This is a genomic window from Mesorhizobium sp. LMG 17147, from assembly GCF_024297145.1.
In the GTDB taxonomy this organism is placed as follows: domain Bacteria; phylum Pseudomonadota; class Alphaproteobacteria; order Rhizobiales; family Rhizobiaceae; genus Mesorhizobium.
In genome coordinates this window covers 133,268-148,618 of record NZ_JANCTC010000007.1, presented here as the reverse complement: position 1 = coordinate 148,618, position 15,351 = coordinate 133,268, and the positions used below count along the sequence as shown (strand labels likewise).

The window sequence follows — 15,351 nt, the reverse complement described above, 5'->3', positions numbered from 1 at the left end:
TAGCCGGCTCAGTGGCAGAGCTTGGCTTTGTAGTCCGACGCAAAATTATCGGCGGTGATGTATTCCGGGTCGGTGAAGGATTGAACCGGCAGCTTCGTTCCATCCTTGATCGAGGCCAAGAGAATCTTCACCGCAAGCGCGCCGTGATTTTCCGAATTGAGCCACATAGTCCCACGGAATGCCGAGGGCTTTCCTGATCCGAAGGCGTCGCAGGCGCGGCTCCCGTCGATGCCTATCCCCATGCCCTGGTCTGCGGTATAGCCGGCATTCTCCAGTGCTCGCGCACCACCCAGCACGCCATCATCGTTGCATGAGTAGAATATCCAGTTCGTGACGCTGGGATTGGCCGTCAATGTGGTGGTCATCACGTCGATGGCGTTGACCATCGTGTTGTCGTAGGGGACGCGCACGATATTCCCGGGCTTGAAATCGGGCACCGCCTTCAGGAACGCTTCCTCCGCGCCCTTATTGCGCTGCATGCAGGTATCGGCCTTGCGGTCCTCGATCGAGGCAATGCGCACCTCTTTGCCCGCCCAGCCGTCGGCCTTGTAGAGCTTGGCGAGCTCTTCGCCCACCCGCGCACCGATGTTGTAGGCATTCATGCCGACATAGGGGACCTGGGTGCCATCCTGGTAGTAGATGTCGTCGTCGACCGCCACCAAGGGAATTTTTGCGGCCTTTGCTTTCTCCGCGATGACCGGTCCCAGCGCCTTGTCGGGGACGACGATGGCGATGCCTTTCACACCATCGCCGACCATCGTATCGAAGGTCGTGATCGTCAAATTGGCGTCGAACTGGACGTCCTGCGACACGAACGCGGCCCCCGCCGCCTCAGCCGCTTTCCTGGCGCCGCCAACTTCGGCGACAAACCATGGGTGGTCTCCCATCTTGTTGATGTAGCCGATCTTGATTTCGTCTGCGCTTGCTGCACCACTCATCAGTCCGGCAGCCAGTACCGCAAATGTCGCCAAAGCCTTTGTTGTGGTTTTCATGAAGATCCTCCCTGAGAGCTCTTTTGTGGTTGCTAGTCGTGGTAGAGAACCGAGCGCCCACCATCGATGGTGATCGTCTCGGCATTTATGAACGGCGCTTCGTCCGAAGCGAGGAAAACCGCCGTCATTGCAACCTCGTCCGGCCGACCGATGCGCTTGGGCGGATGGAGGTCGTAGGCTCGCCGCTTCTCCTCGGCGGGGTTCGGGAATGTGTTCCAGTAGGCGTCCGCGATCGGCGTCTCGATATAGCCGGGGGCGATCGCGTTCACGCGGATACCGCGTGCGGCGTATTCGATGGCCAGCGAACGGGTCAGGCCCAAAAGTGCATGCTTGGCGACCGGGTACGGGAACGTATGGGGAATGATCTGGAAGGCGTGACAGCTCGCTATGTTGACGATGGACCCCGAGCCCTTCGCCAACATCGTCGGCAAAACCGCCTTGGCGCAGAACCACGCGGCCTGGAGGTCGAGCTTGAGGCAGCGCTCCCATTCCTCATCCGGCATCATCAATGGTTCGTAGAAGACGTTGGCACCGGCATTGTTGACCAGAATGTCGACGCCACCATAGGCCGTGATCGTCCGCGCGACCATGTCCGCGACTGCGGATGCGTCGGTGACGTCAGTCTCGACGAACAGAGCGTCCGCGCCTTGTGCCAGCAGTTCGTCGGCGATCGCTTTCCCGCTTGCCGCATTCAGTTCGGCAATAACGGTCTTTGCCCCATGCATCGCAAAGGCGCGGGCGGTGGCGGCACCAATGCCCTGGCCCGCTCCCGTGACGATTGCGATCTTTCCTTGCAGCCGGCCTGCCATCGCATTCACCAGTCGACCACGGTGCCGTCCGGCATGACGGCATTACGGGCATGCAGCACTTCCTGCTTGAAGGGGTGGCGCGCGATCACGTCCTCATTGACGGTGACGCCAAGGCCCGGCAGTTCGGGCAGATCCCAGCGGCCTGGTTTACGCTGAATTGGCCAGGTGACGACGTCGTCATACCAGGCGACGGCACCGGACATCTCCTCCTGAATGACAACGTTCGGCGTCGATATGCCGAAATGAAGAGCAGCCACACCGGCGATCGGACCAAGCGGGTTGTGCGGCGCAAGGCCGATGCCTGCGGTTTCCGCCATGGCCGCGATCTTCTTCGTCTCGAGCAGACCGCCAGTGTGGCAAATATCAGGCTGGGCAATGTTGAAGGCGCGGACTGCGATCGAGTGCGTAAATTCGCGGCGTCCGATCAGCCGCTCGCCGGAGGCGATCGGCACGGCTGATCGCGCGGTGATATGCGCCAGTCCGGCAACATCTTCGGGTGGAACGGGCTCTTCCGCGAACATGATGCGGGCCGGCTCGATTGCCTTGAGATAATCCATCGCCGCGTTAACCGATGCAGGGCGTCCGTGGAAATCGACCATGATGTCGATATCCGGGCCCACCGCCTCGCGAAGCGAGCCAACCATATTGGCAACGGAGTCGACTGCCTTGGCGGGCGATACGTAGTGGGTGTAGGGAACGCAGACGACCTTGACCGCATCGTAGCCTGCTTGCGTCACGATGCGTCCGCGTTCCACGATGGCATCCGCGGATCCGGTCTCATAGACCGCCTTCATCTCCCCGAGGCCGAGATGCGTGTAGGTGCGCAGATAGTCGCGGACCTGGCCGCCCAGAAGGCGCCAAACGGGGACGCCCAATGACTTGCCCAGGATGTCCCAGAGCGCGATCTCGATGCCGCTGACGGCAGACATTCCCTCGACGCCAAGACGCCAAAAGCCGTGGCGCGTAAGTATCTGGTAGCACTGCTCCACGTTGCGCGGATCTTGCCCGACGAGCAGGGCCTCAAGATCCTGAAGCGCCCCAACGACGGCTCGGGTCTTCCATTCCAGCGTCGCCTCACCCCAGCCAAACAGCCCGGGCTCGTCGGTTTCGACCCGAACGAAGACCCAGTTGCGCATTTCCGCATTGCAGACGCGCGCCTTGATGGCCGTGATTTTCATCGGTCCTCCCAGACCTGCCGTCTTTTTTGAAGGCAATATGTATGATTTATTACCAATAATATGGACGAGTCAAGCGCAACGTCGATGTGGGACCAGGGCCGCACCTCGATGTCAGCTCGCAAACGTCATGTCCTCGCCGCCCATCCAGCGCAGGTATCGGCAGCTCACTCAGCTTGCCTGATCGTGGCGGCGAACGTCATTGCTGTCGCACCGACAATGCGCCGGCGGCGATGATCGACCGTGTCGGGAGCCTTACTCGCATTCATGATGAAGCTCTATGATGACCAACAAGCGGGAACGACTAAACCGCCCCATTGGCCAACAGGAAATATTGCGCTTATTTCGATGGTGACTGCGCCGAATCCAGTATTGCAACCACTCGGCCCGGGGGCAGTGCGGCGAGTTCTGACGGAATGTCAGTAAGGTCCAGCGTTTCCTCGATTTCCCTTCGGAGAAATTCGAGATGTAGACCGTCCCCGCGCTTGGAAGCGGCTGGATGTAGCATCCGCAGAAACGGCAGCATGAGAATGACTCCTGATCTTCTGTGGGGAGAGAGGGAAATGTTGCGTCTGATCTTATGCTCGGGCCACCCCGGCTTCAGACGAGGCCCTCACGATCCATTGCGATGCGCACAGCCGGTCGGGCAGCCATTCGGGCGCGAAGGGCTTGCAAAGGCGCGGGAACAGGGACGTGGAAGCGCGCCGCCCAAAGCAGCATTACGAAAAGATAAAAATCCGCGACGCTGGGTTTGTCGCCGAACAGATAGTCGGTCTTGAGCCCGTCTGCGAGGAACTCGAGTTGGCTCGTAATCGTCGCGCTCGCCTTGGCCTTTTCAGCATCGCTGCTTTGGTGCCACATCGGCTTGAAGCTTCGATGTATTTCAGTCGAGACATAGGTCAGCGCTTCGAGAACGCGCGTACGGCCCAAAGGCCCTTCCACTCCCAGTGCCGGGTACCGCGACGCGAGCCAATCGAGGACGGCGATGTTTTCCGTCAGCGTCTCGCCGCTATCCAGCACGAGGGCTGGAACATAGCCCTTGCGCGTCACGGTGGTGAAATCATCCCCGGACGCCGTCCGCTTGGTTTTGAGATTGACGGTTTCGCGCTCGAAGGATGCACCAGCCTCCTCCAGCGCGATGTGGTCGGCCAGGCTGCACGCGAGAGGGCTGTAGTAGAGTTTCACCGCTTTCCCTTTTCTGAACCCGATTGAATCGCGCTGGTCGTCGCCGGGCGGAAAACCTGCCACGCGAGACAACCGCTCCAAGAACTCGCACCTGGCGGGGACGGCGACTACGACACCGACAGCTAGACGTGCCTATGCCGAGGTATGGTCGGGCTGAAGTTTGGGATCGCCGTGCGCAATGCCGGGGCAAATCCCAGCTCAGTGGCCAACGGTTATTGGGAGGAATCCAGAACCTTCCATGATGGCATCATCGCCAGCCCGGCCAGTCCTTCGCTCAGGAAATCCTAAACGAAAGTATTGGACGCGCGCGCCGTTGGCACGATGGCTCACACCCGGCCACGGCCGGCATATTTCGGGCGATATGAGCAGACTGGAAAGGCGAAAGCCGTGGCCTGCTTTTGCTCGATTGCCACCAACTCGATGACGCAGCTTCCAGCAACAGGAGTCGCCACCATGGCCGACCTTTCCGAAACCTCCACAGCCGAGCACACATTGCGCGTCGAAGCGCCCGCCGCGATCGAGGTCGACGTCTCATCGCTGACGCCGGGAACGTCGCTGATCGTCGACTGGCATGGCAAGCCGGTGGTCGTACGCAACCGCTCCGAAAAAGAGAGGAAGGACGCCGAGGCGGTCAGTCTCGCCGAGCTCAAGGATCCAATCGCCCGCAATGCCAACCTGCCGGCCGATGCGCCGGCGACCGATGCCAATCGAACCACGCCGGGCAAGGAAGCCTGGGTAGTGATGATCCAGGTCTGCACCCATCTCGGCTGCATCCCGCGTGGTCAGGAAGGCGATTTCGGCGGCTGGTTCTGCTCCTGCCATGGTTCGCAATACGACACCGCCGGCCGCATCCGGAAGGGGCCGGCACCCGAGAACATGGCGGTACCGGTGTTCCAATTCGTCTCCGACACCAAGATCCGTATCGGCTGAGGCAGAGGGCTTTCGATGAGCGGCGACAAATACTCGACCTATACGCCCAAAACCAGAATCGAACGTTGGCTCGACGCCCGCCTGCCGCTGCCGCGGCTGGTCTATGACAGCTTCATCGTCTATCCCGTCCCGCGCAACCTGAACTACGCCTATACGTTCGGCGGCATTCTCACGATCATGCTGGTTTCACAGATCCTGACCGGCATCGTGCTGGCGATGCATTACGCTCCTGATACGGGGCTGGCCTTCAATTCGGTCGAGAAGATCATGCGCGACGTGAATTCGGGCTGGCTGCTGCGCTATCTCCATTCCAACGGCGCGTCGTTCTTCTTCATTGCCGTCTACATCCATATCTGCCGCGGGCTCTACTATGGTTCGTACAAGGCGCCGCGTGAGCTGCTGTGGGTGCTCGGTTGCACCAACCTCCTGCTGATGATGGCGACGGCCTTCATGGGCTACGTGCTGCCTTGGGGACAGATGTCGTTCTGGGGCGCTACTGTCATCACCAACTTCTTCACGGCCGTCCCACTGATCGGCGACTGGCTCCAGCAGCTTTTGCTCGGCGGCTTCGCGGTCGATAATCCGACGCTGAACCGCTTCTTTGCGCTGCATTACCTGCTGCCATTTGTGCTTGCGGGCGTGGTGACCTTGCATATCTGGGCGCTTCACGTCGTCGGCCAGAACAATCCGACCGGCATCGAGGTCAAATCGAAAACCGATGTCGTGGACTTCACGCCCTATGCGACCGTCAAAGATGCCTTCGGCATCCTCGTGTTCCTGTTCTTCTTCGCCTACTTCGTCTTCTACTTGCCGAACTATCTCGGCCATCCAGACAACAACAGCATCGCCAATCCGCTGAAGACGCCGGCCCACATCGTGCCGGAATGGTACTTCCTGCCGTTCTACGCGATCCTGCGGGCCATCACGTTCAATATCGGGCCGATCGATTCCAAGCTCGGCGGCGTGCTCGCGATGTTCGGCTCGATCGCGGTGCTGTTCCTTGTGCCGTGGCTCGACACCTCGAAAGTGCGCTCGGCGGTCTATCGCCCCTGGTACAGGGTGCTCTTCTGGCTATTCGTTGCCAATGCCCTCTTTCTCGGCTGGCTCGGCTCCCGGCCGGCGGAAGGCGCATACGTCGTCATGTCCCAACTGGCGACGCTTTACTATTTCGCGTTCTTCATCATCGCCATGCCGGTGCTCGGGCTGATCGAAAAGCCGCGACGGCTGCCGAATTCGATCACCGAAGCAGTGCTCGAAAAAGACAAGGCCAGCGGCAGAGGCCCGATCGCCGGGCCGGAGACCAAACATTGAACTGGGCATTGCGGTGATCGTTCATGAACTGGTGGAACTCTCCTCTGGTCTACATCGTGTTGCTCGGCCTCGCCGGGATCGTCGTTTGGTCTCTCATCCCCAGACGCTTCGCCAATGCGAAGCTGGTCGTCCAACTTGGCTTTTTCCTCGCGATGTCGGCCATGGTTCTCCACCTGCGCGTCGTGCCGTACGAGGCCGCAGGGAACAACGAAACAACCGGGGGAGCGATCCTCATCGGCTCGGTCAAGCTGCTCTGGTGGGTTCACCTTGCCTGGGCGCTGATCGGATTTGTCCGCATCTATCTCGTCTTTGAGCGAAAGCCGCGCGAGGCACGTCTCCTGCAGGACGTCGTGGTCGGAATCGTCTATGCTGGAATGTTCCTGTCGATCCTGGCGTTCGTCTTTGCAGTGCCGGTCGGAACGCTCATTGCCACGTCGGGCGTGTTTGCCGTCATGCTGGGACTGGCGCTCCAGAATACGCTTGGTGACGTATTTTCTGGGATCGCGCTTAACCTCGGCCGCCCTTACGTGCTTGGAAACTGGATCATTCTGGGCGACGGAACCGAAGGCCGCGTTGTCGAGACCAACTGGCGGTCGACTCAACTCCTTACCCCGACCCACAATGTCGTCGCGCTGCCAAACAGCCTTCTCGCCAAGATCGGGGTAACAAATTTAAGCGGTCCGGACGAGAGCCATGGACTTGCCGTCACCGTCAAGATGGCGCCAACGAAGACGCCGGCGATCATCGTAGATCTCATGCGCACTGTCTTGCTGAGCTGCAATTCAATCCTCCAGGACCCTTCGCCTTCGGTTACCATCAGAAGCCTGGATGCTGCAGCTATCGAGATCGAGTTGTCGTTTCGCGTCGCAAGTATTGACCAGCGAAGTGCCGCTCGGAACGACATCTTCGATCTCATTTATCGCCATTCAAAGTCGACCGGCATGCTGCTGGCGCAGCCACTTTCGGGCTCGATTGCCATGACCAACCGGCCGAGCGACGAGACGGCAGCCTCGCAAGGCTTCACCCCGATCGAGCTTATCAATTCCATACCGGTATTCTCGGCACTGACGGGTACCGAGCAGGAGTCGCTCGCCAAAGCGGCCTCGGTTCACACCTACCATAAGGGCGAGATCATCGCACGACAGGGAGAGATGCTGCCGTCGCTCATGATCGTACGGACGGGCGTCATCGTCCGGCAAATTGGCGAGGACGACGATCAACTGCAGGAGATCGGCCGGCTTGCACCTGGCGATTTCTTCGGCGAGACCGGCCTGCTCGCCGGCATTGGCGAGATGTCGAGTTTGCGGGCAATGACCCCTGTCACGGTTTACGAGATAGACCAGGAAAGCTTTGCACCGCTGCTGCACGACCGGCCCGAAATGGCCGAAGATCTTGCCGCGATCCTGTCGATGAGGGTGTCGGCTTTTAATGAAAGCGGCATCGCCGGACAGCACCACGCGAGCTCCAAATTCGCGCTCCTCAAAGCCATTCAGACGGTCTTTCGCGCCGCTCCGTTCAAGCGCGTTCGAGCACCTGGCTGACAAGGCATGCAGAAGGACAGAGATCCATGACCATCCGCCAAAGCGATATCACAGGCATCGATCCAGCCGGCTATCTGTGATTTTGCGGACGGACTGAAGGTAGGGCGCGTATTGCCTCCTCGAATCGCCTCATGGTCGGGCCCTTCGTCCTGTTCGACCATTTCGGCCCGCTATATTCGACGCAGGTCACGGCTTCGATATGGCACCGCATGATAAGGCAGCGGATGGTGACCTCTGCGCCGCGACAGCTTTACGCCGCTGGCACGAGCAGACCACTACGACATCAAGTAGAGAGCGTTCATCGTTTCCTCATCGAGCAAACCGTCGAACCAGACGTCGAAGATTGTCTCGAGCAGGAACTCCTCGTTGCTTGCTTCGGAAAACAGCGTGAGGGACGCGTGCACCTTCTTCGCATCAACCTCACCGAAGACAGCGCGAGCGCTCAGGCCGGAGAGCCGTTGCAGGGTGCCGACGCATTCCCGATAACGGCCTCCCAGTATCGGGGATGAGAGATAGGCGCTGGCTTCGTCGAGCGATGTGATTGCATATGGCTCAGGCGCTGCACCACTTCGCCTTGCGGCCAACCTTGGGAAGATGAACTCCATATAGGGAGTGCACATCATCCCTCGACGTAGAATGGCCAGCGCGTCGTCGTAGACCGGATCCTGTGCGCTGACGAACCTCTGCAGATCATACTCGTCGGGCATTTGGATAGATCCTTGGGAAACCCTCAACATTCGTGCCCATGACTAGCCGCAGACGACATCTGCATAGTCCGGGTGCTTGGCGAAAAAGCGGCTCATGAAGGGACATTTCAAGATCGCTTTACGGCCGGTTTTGCGGAGCAGTTCGAAGGTCCCTTGGGCCAATTGCGACGCGATCCCCTGTCCGGAAAATTCCGACGGGACTTCGGTGTGTATCAGCGCAACCTTCCCGCCTTCGAGCCGATAATAGGCCGCCGCAAACATATCGCCGGCGATCGGCAGCTCGAAACGGTGCTGTTGGACGTTTTCGACGACTTGTGCATCCATCTTTATCTCTCGATTGTATGTCACGTTTGTCACCGGAGGCAGATTGGCGGGCCGCTATCGCATCGCAGGCAACCGCAGAGTGACGGTCGTACCTGCTCCAAGTGTGCTCTGAATATCGATGCTTCCGCCTGATTGCTCGGCAAAGTGCTTCACCATCGGCAAACCGACGCCGCCGAGGCCTTCGCTTTTGGTGGTGAAGAACGGATCGAAGGCGCAGACCATCGTCTCGCTGGTCATCCCGATACCGTTGTCCGCGACACGGATATCTACCTGACTGGCGGCGGAGGTTTCAGAGGCCAAGCCGGCATCGATCGAGATGAAACCGCCGTCAGGCATTGCATCGCGTGCGTTGAACAGAAGATTCAGAACGGCATTTTGCAACCCAAAGCGATCGCATCGCACCAAAGGCAGGTCGGACCCGACCCGAAGCTCAAGACCGAAATTGGCGTCCAAGGCGCTCCGTACGAGGGTCTCGATCTCAGCCAGGCAAGCACCTACGTTTGTGTATTCGATTTCAGCGTGGCTCTCTCGGGCCAGGCTGATGGTTTGCCGGACAAGGCCCCCGGCCCTTTCCAAAGCCGTTTTGGCGCCGGCTATTACAGACCTGAGCGCCGGAGCCGCTTGGATGCTCGGATCGCGGGCCAGGTGGTTCAACGCCGACGAGGCGACCTGAATGAGATTTCCCAGGTCATGGACGATGCCGGCCGTCGACATTTGCACGGACATACCACTTCCAGGGCCATCGGGCGGGCCGTCGAAGACATCTTCTTTTATGTCCGGACGAAACATTTCATTCCCCGCTGGCTAAGTCGTCACCTATTTGCTTCAATACGCTATAATTTGCGACATTTTCTACTATATCTAATAAGACTCTGATGCATACTTCCGTATATTCAATCGCGAGACCATGCTCTATTGGTATCCGACCCCGCTGATGTAGTTGGCAAGCAGCCGTTCCTGCAGTTCCTCTTGTTTAAAGAGCGCCTTCATCGCATCACGGATATCGAGGACGCCTAGCGGTTTCGAGTCAGCCCCGAGCACCGGCACATTCTGCAGGCCTTGCGCGGCCATGGTCTGCCAGACTGAATGAAGATCATCATCGGGACCACAGGACACGATGGACCGGCTCATCAATGCCGCAATCGGCGCTTCTGTTGGCCCTGAATTCGCCAGATGGCGGACAAGGTCGGACTTGCTCAGCACGCCTGCCGCCTCCCCACTGCCGTGGCACACCACGACCAGGCCTATTGCGGGCCTGGAAAGTGAGAGTGCCGCACTGCGGAGTGGAGCGTCGACATCGACCACCATAAGACGGGCCGATATTACTGGATGCAGACTGTCAATGCGCATGACGCCCTCCTGAGAGCGCCTCGCGGCCGCGGCCGGGAGGCTGAGATCGGTTCCAGTGTTGGTCGCCGAGCTCGGCGACTTTGCCCGGCCGCTCAGAATGGCTCACAAACAAGCGCCATTCTGACCCATTCCAAAGATTAGCTCAGTGCTGCTTTGCTCAGGCCAAACTTCGCATCGCCCGAGCCCGGGACGGGTTTGAAGCCGATGTTCAGACGGTTCCAAGAGTTGACCGCCATGACAACGAAGGTCAGATCGGAGATTTCCTTCTCGGAAAGCTGCGACCTGACCCGATCGTAGATCTCGTCCGGGACACCCTGCTCGGGCAACTTCGTCAAGACTTCCGTCCATGCCAAGGCTGCACGCTCGCGAGGAACGAACAAGGTCGAATCCCGCCAGGCTGCCAGGTGGTAAAGGCGCAGTTCGCGCTCGCCATGAATCTTTGCCTGTTTGACGTGCATATCGAGGCAGAAGGTGCACCCGTTCAGCTGCGCGGCTCGGACGGCAACAAGATCCCGGATTGGCTCTTCGATCGACCCCTCTCGCGTCGCACCAAGAAATTCAATAAATTTCTTCAGAAGTTCGGGCGACTGCTCAGCATAACTCGCGCGTTGGGCGGCGGCTTTTCCTTTCGGAGCGACCGGTGACGCTGCAATATTCATTACTTTATCTCCTTGAGGTGTTTGCAATCCATTGCAGCGTAAGGATGAGCGGCGAGCCAAATTGTTGCTATCGTGCCCGATGATATGTATTGCCATTCAATAGGTCGGCGCGCCTAAACCGAAGTATAGGAAGCGGTGGAACGCTGCCCTCGGCAATTCGCTTTGCCGCAGGCATGCGACAGGCGCACAGCGTTTTGGGTCATATGAAGGGGTCGGCTGAGCTGGCCGGCGTCGATCGGGAGACCTGGATCGAAACTGCGTTCACTCTTCGAAGGGAGCGTTCATCACAAGATCAACTGCCGAAGTCGCTTTGTAGCCTGAAACAAAGCGCTCGCCGAAGTCCCGGGCAAAGTTGTCGTAGGTGGTTTCGGGCCTGATCTCGGCGATATGGCAAAAGCATCGCGTCATCCGCCGCTTCATCCCGAGGCGCGGAAACTCACCGATGATCTTTGCAATCTCGGCTGACGAAATGAGGCTGTATTGCAAGCCGACGACATCGAGACAGATGCCGGCTGTGCAAAGCGCCACCTCAGCCTCCTTGTAGAGGCCGATCGACGGCGTCGAATTGAGGGCGACGCTGTCCCAGATCAATTGGGCGCGCCGCTCGTCGAAGCCACCTTCCCGAACGAAGGTGCGGGCAAGATCGGCGCCTTCCACTTCGAAACGGCGCGGCCCGGCGAAGTCCTCATTGAGCGTGATGTCATGCAACAGGGTTGCAACGGCAACAACCTCCGCGTCGTGCTGGATATTCTGCATCTGTCCGATCCGGGCCGCGAAAAGCCAGGATCGGACCACGTGGTTGAACAGGTAGGGTTCACATCGCTGGCGGGCATGTTCGATCGCTCGGCCAACAAGCGGTGTATCGGGGACCAAAATCCCCGCAAGTGTGCGGCTGGCGATCGAATTCATGTCACTGACCGTCCTTTCGCATACGCCCCGATGGTCCCAGGGGCTACGATTTCATTTCGCGTTCGTCGTCAGTTCCGTCTCGCTGGTGTCGACGACGAAAATAGCAAGCAGGCGAGCGCCTTCCGTCTTGCTGGCGTTTTCGCTGACGGCATGACGGTCGCCCGGGAATTCCGAGAAACTCTCGCCGACGCGATAAGTCTTCACCGGCCCATCGTTGACCTGGCTTCGGATCGCCCCCTCCAGAACCGTGGCATAGATGAACGCAGATTTGGGATGGGTATGGGCCGGCGACGTACCCCCCGGCGCGTACTCGACGAGCACGGCCTTCATGCTCTTGCCGGGCACGTTTGGAAGGGCCTGGTCGTAGACAAGCTTCACGCTGGCGGCGTCATTGGCCATTGCTGCGGTGACGGAAGCGGCGGTGAGCGCGGCGCAGAGAAGTGTTCTGATCATATCTGGTCTCCTTGTTGTGAGAATGGCCTATCCGATGATTGCTTATTTCGGTGGCGTGTATCGGCTGAGCCAATCATCGAAACGCACGGCGCCGATGCGCGCATTCTCGCCGGGCACCAGTGTTCGATCGTCGATTGCCACTTGGCCGTAGTAGAGCGCACCGGGATCCGGGACGACTTTGCGCGGGTCGTTGGTGGCCTTCAGGAAGCGCTCGACAAGTTCGCTCATGCGAACCCGCTCCGGGCCGGCAATTTCGATCATGCCGTTCAACGGCGCGGCAAGCGCGACGTCCGCCATCGCATCGGCAACATTGTCAGCCGCCATGGGTTGGAAGTAGGCCGGCGACATATGAATGGTATCCCCGACGGCGCCCGTGTTTGCGATGGCGGCGGTGAACTCGAAGAACTGAGTGGCGTGAACGATGGTGTAAGGAATTCCGGATTCCCTGATCAGCTTTTCCTGAAGCAACTTGCCGCGGAAATAGCCCATGCCCTGCAGCCGGTCGGTACCGACGACGGACAGCGCCACGTGATGACGGACGCCGGCGGCCGTTTCGGCGGCAAAAAGATTACGCCCGGATGCCCCGAAGAACTCCAGGGCAGCCTTTTCCTCGAACGACGGCGAGTTCGCCAGGTCGACGACGACCTGCGCACCGGCAAGCGCGGCCGCCAGACCCTCTCCTGTAACGGTGTTGACGCCCGAATTCGGCGACGCCGCAAGCACGTCGTGTCCTTTATTTCGCAGCCTCTCCACGGTCTTTGAACCGATCAGCCCGGTTCCGCCGATGACGACGATCTTCATGTCTGGTCTCCTGGTGTTGCGTGTTTGTTTTCGTTGCTCGATCGGATGCAGGCGCTTCCAGCTTGCTACTGACTGACCGATGCAGCAGCATCCTCGATGAGTGACGTGACCTCGTCGGGATGCGAAACCATGAGCGCGTGGGACGCACCCTCGATGACGACGGTCTTTACCGCGTGCGCACGCTTGGCCATGAAGCTCATGACGGCTGCCGGGATGTTGCGGTCATCCGAGCCGTAGATCATGTAGGACGGCAGCGTCTTCCATGAGGCGACGCCCGAGGTTTCAGCCAGAGCCGCCTGAGCAACAGGACGTTGAGTGGCAGCCATCAGCAAAGTCTGCTCTTGCGGAACGTCGGCGGCGAACTGGGCGCGGAACTTGGCCGGCTCGATGAAGAGGTCTTGCCCGCCGTCCGGCAACGCTACCGGAGCAAGCGCGCTCCCCAAGGTGCTGCCGGGAAACATGCTGGACAACGTAAGGCTCGATTCGCCGGTATCCGGCGCGAAGCCCGCCACGTAGACCAACGCCTTTACATTGGGATTGCCATTGGCGGCCTCGGTGATGACAGGCCCGCCGTAGGAATGCCCCACCAGCACGACCGGCCCGGAAACCGACCGGACGATGGCTGAGACTGCTTTCGCATCGCTGGCAACGCCGCGGAGCGGATTAGCTGCGGCTATCGCTACATAACCGTCTTTGCTGAGCTTGGTGATGACTGCGTCCCAGCTCGACGATTCCGCGAAGGCGCCGTGCACCAGTACGATCGTCGGCTTGGGCTGAGAATCGGCGGCCTGCGCCATGCCGCCGCCCGACGCGGTCAGCACTGCGGTGAGCGCCAGGGCTCGAGTTATGTTTCGCATTTGCTTTCTCCCGTGTGGCCTGTGGTGACCAATGCTCAGGAGAATGCGCCTATGCAGCCCGCCAACCTATTGTGCGGAAGGGTCTGTCATACAATGCCAAGGTGCAGGGTAGGTCACCGGGGAGATCAGGTGCACTGCAGCATAATTGAGGTATCTATGCCGGGTGTGCATTGTCGGCGGACGCCGGAACAGACACTGAGGGCGCGCGGCCGGAGAGCTGTGTTTGCAAGACGCCGCTGCCGCCGTGGCGAGATCTGGCGATCCGACTTCTCTTGCGCGTCGATCCCTGCAATGCGACTTGCTATTTACGTGGCTCAATTTGCGCCACGTCGACAAAACGTGTCGCCTCCGACCTATTTGGCGCGACTCGTGCGGCAGCTTCCCAAAAAATTTTCGTGAGGAAGACCGATTGCTCAGCCGATAACCGGCAGTCTATTGGCGCGATCTCGCAGTCATGGCTCACAGCACTGCCATCCCGCCATCCACCCGCAGATTGATGCCCGTGACGAAACTGCTCGCGCCCGAGGCAAGGAACAGGGCGGCTTTTGCCAGCTCGTCCGGCTGCCCCATCCGGCCCAGGGGTATTGCCTCCGCCATCGCCTTTTCAAACAGCCCGCGCTGCTCAAACGGTATGCCTAGCTTATCGAGAATAGCCGTATCCACGGGACCTGGGCTGAGCACGTTGACCCGGATGCCGCGAGACTTCAGTTCGATCGCCCAAGCACGCGCAAAGGCATTTATGGCCGCTTTCGAGCCCGCGTAAACAGCATGACCGTCCAGAACCTTCTCGCTGGCGAGCGAGCCTGTGAGGATGATTGCGCCGCCGTTCCGCATGATCGGAATCAGCTTCTGGACGCCGAAGAAGACGCCTCGCGTGTTAACGGCAAATTGCGCATCATATTCTGCCTCGGAGACGTCGGCCGAGTGCGTAATGGTGTTTATGCCGGCGTTCGCCATATAGATGTCGAGCGCCCCGAACCTCTGGCGGATCTGCTGCACTACCTCGTCATGGTGCGACACGTCGGCCACATTTCCCTGAATGCCCAGCGCGCCTGCCCCGATCTGTGCGACCGCTTCCTCGACCGCCTGCCGCCGGCGGCCGGTAATGACGACTTGCGCGCCCTCGGCCGCAAAGATTTTTGCAGCCGATAGTCCAATCCCGCTGTTTCCGCCGGTGACCACCGCGATCTTGCCTGAGAGTGCGCCCATGTCGTTCCTGCCTTCGAAAAATTGTGCCGGTGCTGCTGCGATCGTCGCAACTGCTGGCCAAGAAAATTTCACGCCGAATTGAGACCGCCAAAATGAGCGACAATCGCAAAAGGCTACCGATTGATAAACTCCTGGCGAT

General features: G+C 59.7%; 17 protein-coding genes. 3 read left to right on the top strand and 14 right to left on the bottom strand.

Translation table 11 applies throughout. The annotated features are described in order from the left end of the window. Positions 1-8 precede the first annotated feature (8 nt). The 4 genes from NMG46_RS15555 to NMG46_RS15540 all read right to left on the bottom strand — a co-directional run bounded on the left by NMG46_RS15555 (position 9) and on the right by NMG46_RS15540 (position 4,224). Positions 9-992, bottom strand: a complete 984-nt coding sequence (locus tag NMG46_RS15555; RefSeq protein ID WP_254818518.1) for a substrate-binding domain-containing protein — start codon at positions 990-992, stop codon at positions 9-11. A 32-nt stretch (positions 993-1,024) separates the two neighbouring features. After that, positions 1,025-1,801 carry an SDR family oxidoreductase gene (locus NMG46_RS15550; protein ID WP_254818517.1) on the bottom strand — a complete coding sequence of 259 codons (777 nt, stop codon included), beginning with the start codon at positions 1,799-1,801 and terminating at the stop codon, positions 1,025-1,027. 5 nt (positions 1,802-1,806) lie between these two features. Further along, positions 1,807-2,979, bottom strand: coding sequence for a galactonate dehydratase (gene dgoD, locus NMG46_RS15545; protein WP_254818516.1), 1,173 nt, complete (start codon positions 2,977-2,979; stop codon positions 1,807-1,809). A 597-nt stretch (positions 2,980-3,576) separates the two neighbouring features. After that, a complete protein-coding gene (locus NMG46_RS15540; RefSeq protein WP_254818515.1) occupies positions 3,577-4,224 on the bottom strand; it encodes a glutathione binding-like protein in 648 nt (215 codons plus the stop codon). 390 nt (positions 4,225-4,614) lie between these two features. Here NMG46_RS15540 and petA point away from each other — a divergent pair, with 390 nt between their 5' ends. The 3 genes from petA to NMG46_RS15525 are packed head-to-tail and all read left to right on the top strand — an operon-like array spanning position 4,615 to position 7,943. Then, positions 4,615-5,091, top strand: a complete 477-nt coding sequence (gene petA / locus NMG46_RS15535) for a ubiquinol-cytochrome c reductase iron-sulfur subunit (RefSeq protein ID WP_254818514.1) — start codon at positions 4,615-4,617, stop codon at positions 5,089-5,091. A 15-nt stretch (positions 5,092-5,106) separates the two neighbouring features. Next, the gene (locus NMG46_RS15530; protein ID WP_254818513.1) at positions 5,107-6,402 is read left to right on the top strand and encodes a cytochrome b N-terminal domain-containing protein; all 1,296 of its coding nucleotides are present in this window, start codon (positions 5,107-5,109) and stop codon (positions 6,400-6,402) included. A gap of 23 nt (positions 6,403-6,425) precedes the next feature. Further along, the gene (locus NMG46_RS15525; protein ID WP_254818512.1) at positions 6,426-7,943 is read left to right on the top strand and encodes a mechanosensitive ion channel family protein; all 1,518 of its coding nucleotides are present in this window, start codon (positions 6,426-6,428) and stop codon (positions 7,941-7,943) included. 275 nt (positions 7,944-8,218) lie between these two features. Here NMG46_RS15525 and NMG46_RS15520 read toward each other — a convergent pair whose 3' ends face one another. The 10 genes from NMG46_RS15520 to NMG46_RS15475 form a co-directional block, all read right to left on the bottom strand. Beyond that, positions 8,219-8,650 carry a DUF1810 domain-containing protein gene (locus NMG46_RS15520; RefSeq protein ID WP_254818511.1) on the bottom strand — a complete coding sequence of 144 codons (432 nt, stop codon included), beginning with the start codon at positions 8,648-8,650 and terminating at the stop codon, positions 8,219-8,221. A 42-nt stretch (positions 8,651-8,692) separates the two neighbouring features. Beyond that, positions 8,693-8,974 carry a GNAT family N-acetyltransferase gene (locus tag NMG46_RS15515; RefSeq protein ID WP_254818510.1) on the bottom strand — a complete coding sequence of 94 codons (282 nt, stop codon included), beginning with the start codon at positions 8,972-8,974 and terminating at the stop codon, positions 8,693-8,695. Positions 8,975-9,028: 54 nt separating this feature from the next. After that, entirely contained in the window at positions 9,029-9,763 is a 735-nt protein-coding gene (locus NMG46_RS15510) for a sensor histidine kinase (protein ID WP_254818509.1), read from the bottom strand. 123 nt (positions 9,764-9,886) lie between these two features. Continuing rightward, on the bottom strand, positions 9,887-10,324 hold the full coding sequence (locus NMG46_RS15505) for a cyclic nucleotide-binding/CBS domain-containing protein (RefSeq protein ID WP_254818508.1): 438 nt from the start codon (positions 10,322-10,324) through the stop codon (positions 9,887-9,889). A gap of 137 nt (positions 10,325-10,461) precedes the next feature. Continuing rightward, entirely contained in the window at positions 10,462-10,983 is a 522-nt protein-coding gene (locus tag NMG46_RS15500) for a carboxymuconolactone decarboxylase family protein (RefSeq protein ID WP_254818507.1), read from the bottom strand. Between the two features lie 261 nt (positions 10,984-11,244). Next, positions 11,245-11,739 carry a hypothetical protein gene (locus NMG46_RS15495; RefSeq protein ID WP_254818506.1) on the bottom strand — a complete coding sequence of 165 codons (495 nt, stop codon included), beginning with the start codon at positions 11,737-11,739 and terminating at the stop codon, positions 11,245-11,247. A 204-nt stretch (positions 11,740-11,943) separates the two neighbouring features. Continuing rightward, entirely contained in the window at positions 11,944-12,345 is a 402-nt protein-coding gene (locus NMG46_RS15490; RefSeq protein WP_254818505.1) for a cupin domain-containing protein, read from the bottom strand. A 42-nt stretch (positions 12,346-12,387) separates the two neighbouring features. Further along, positions 12,388-13,146: an SDR family oxidoreductase gene (locus NMG46_RS15485; RefSeq protein ID WP_254818504.1), complete on the bottom strand. Its 759-nt coding sequence runs from the start codon at positions 13,144-13,146 to the stop codon at positions 12,388-12,390. Between the two features lie 65 nt (positions 13,147-13,211). Next, positions 13,212-13,943, bottom strand: coding sequence for an alpha/beta fold hydrolase (locus NMG46_RS15480; RefSeq protein ID WP_254818665.1), 732 nt, complete (start codon positions 13,941-13,943; stop codon positions 13,212-13,214). 519 nt (positions 13,944-14,462) lie between these two features. Beyond that, entirely contained in the window at positions 14,463-15,212 is a 750-nt protein-coding gene (locus tag NMG46_RS15475; protein WP_254818503.1) for an SDR family NAD(P)-dependent oxidoreductase, read from the bottom strand. Positions 15,213-15,351 lie beyond the last annotated feature (139 nt).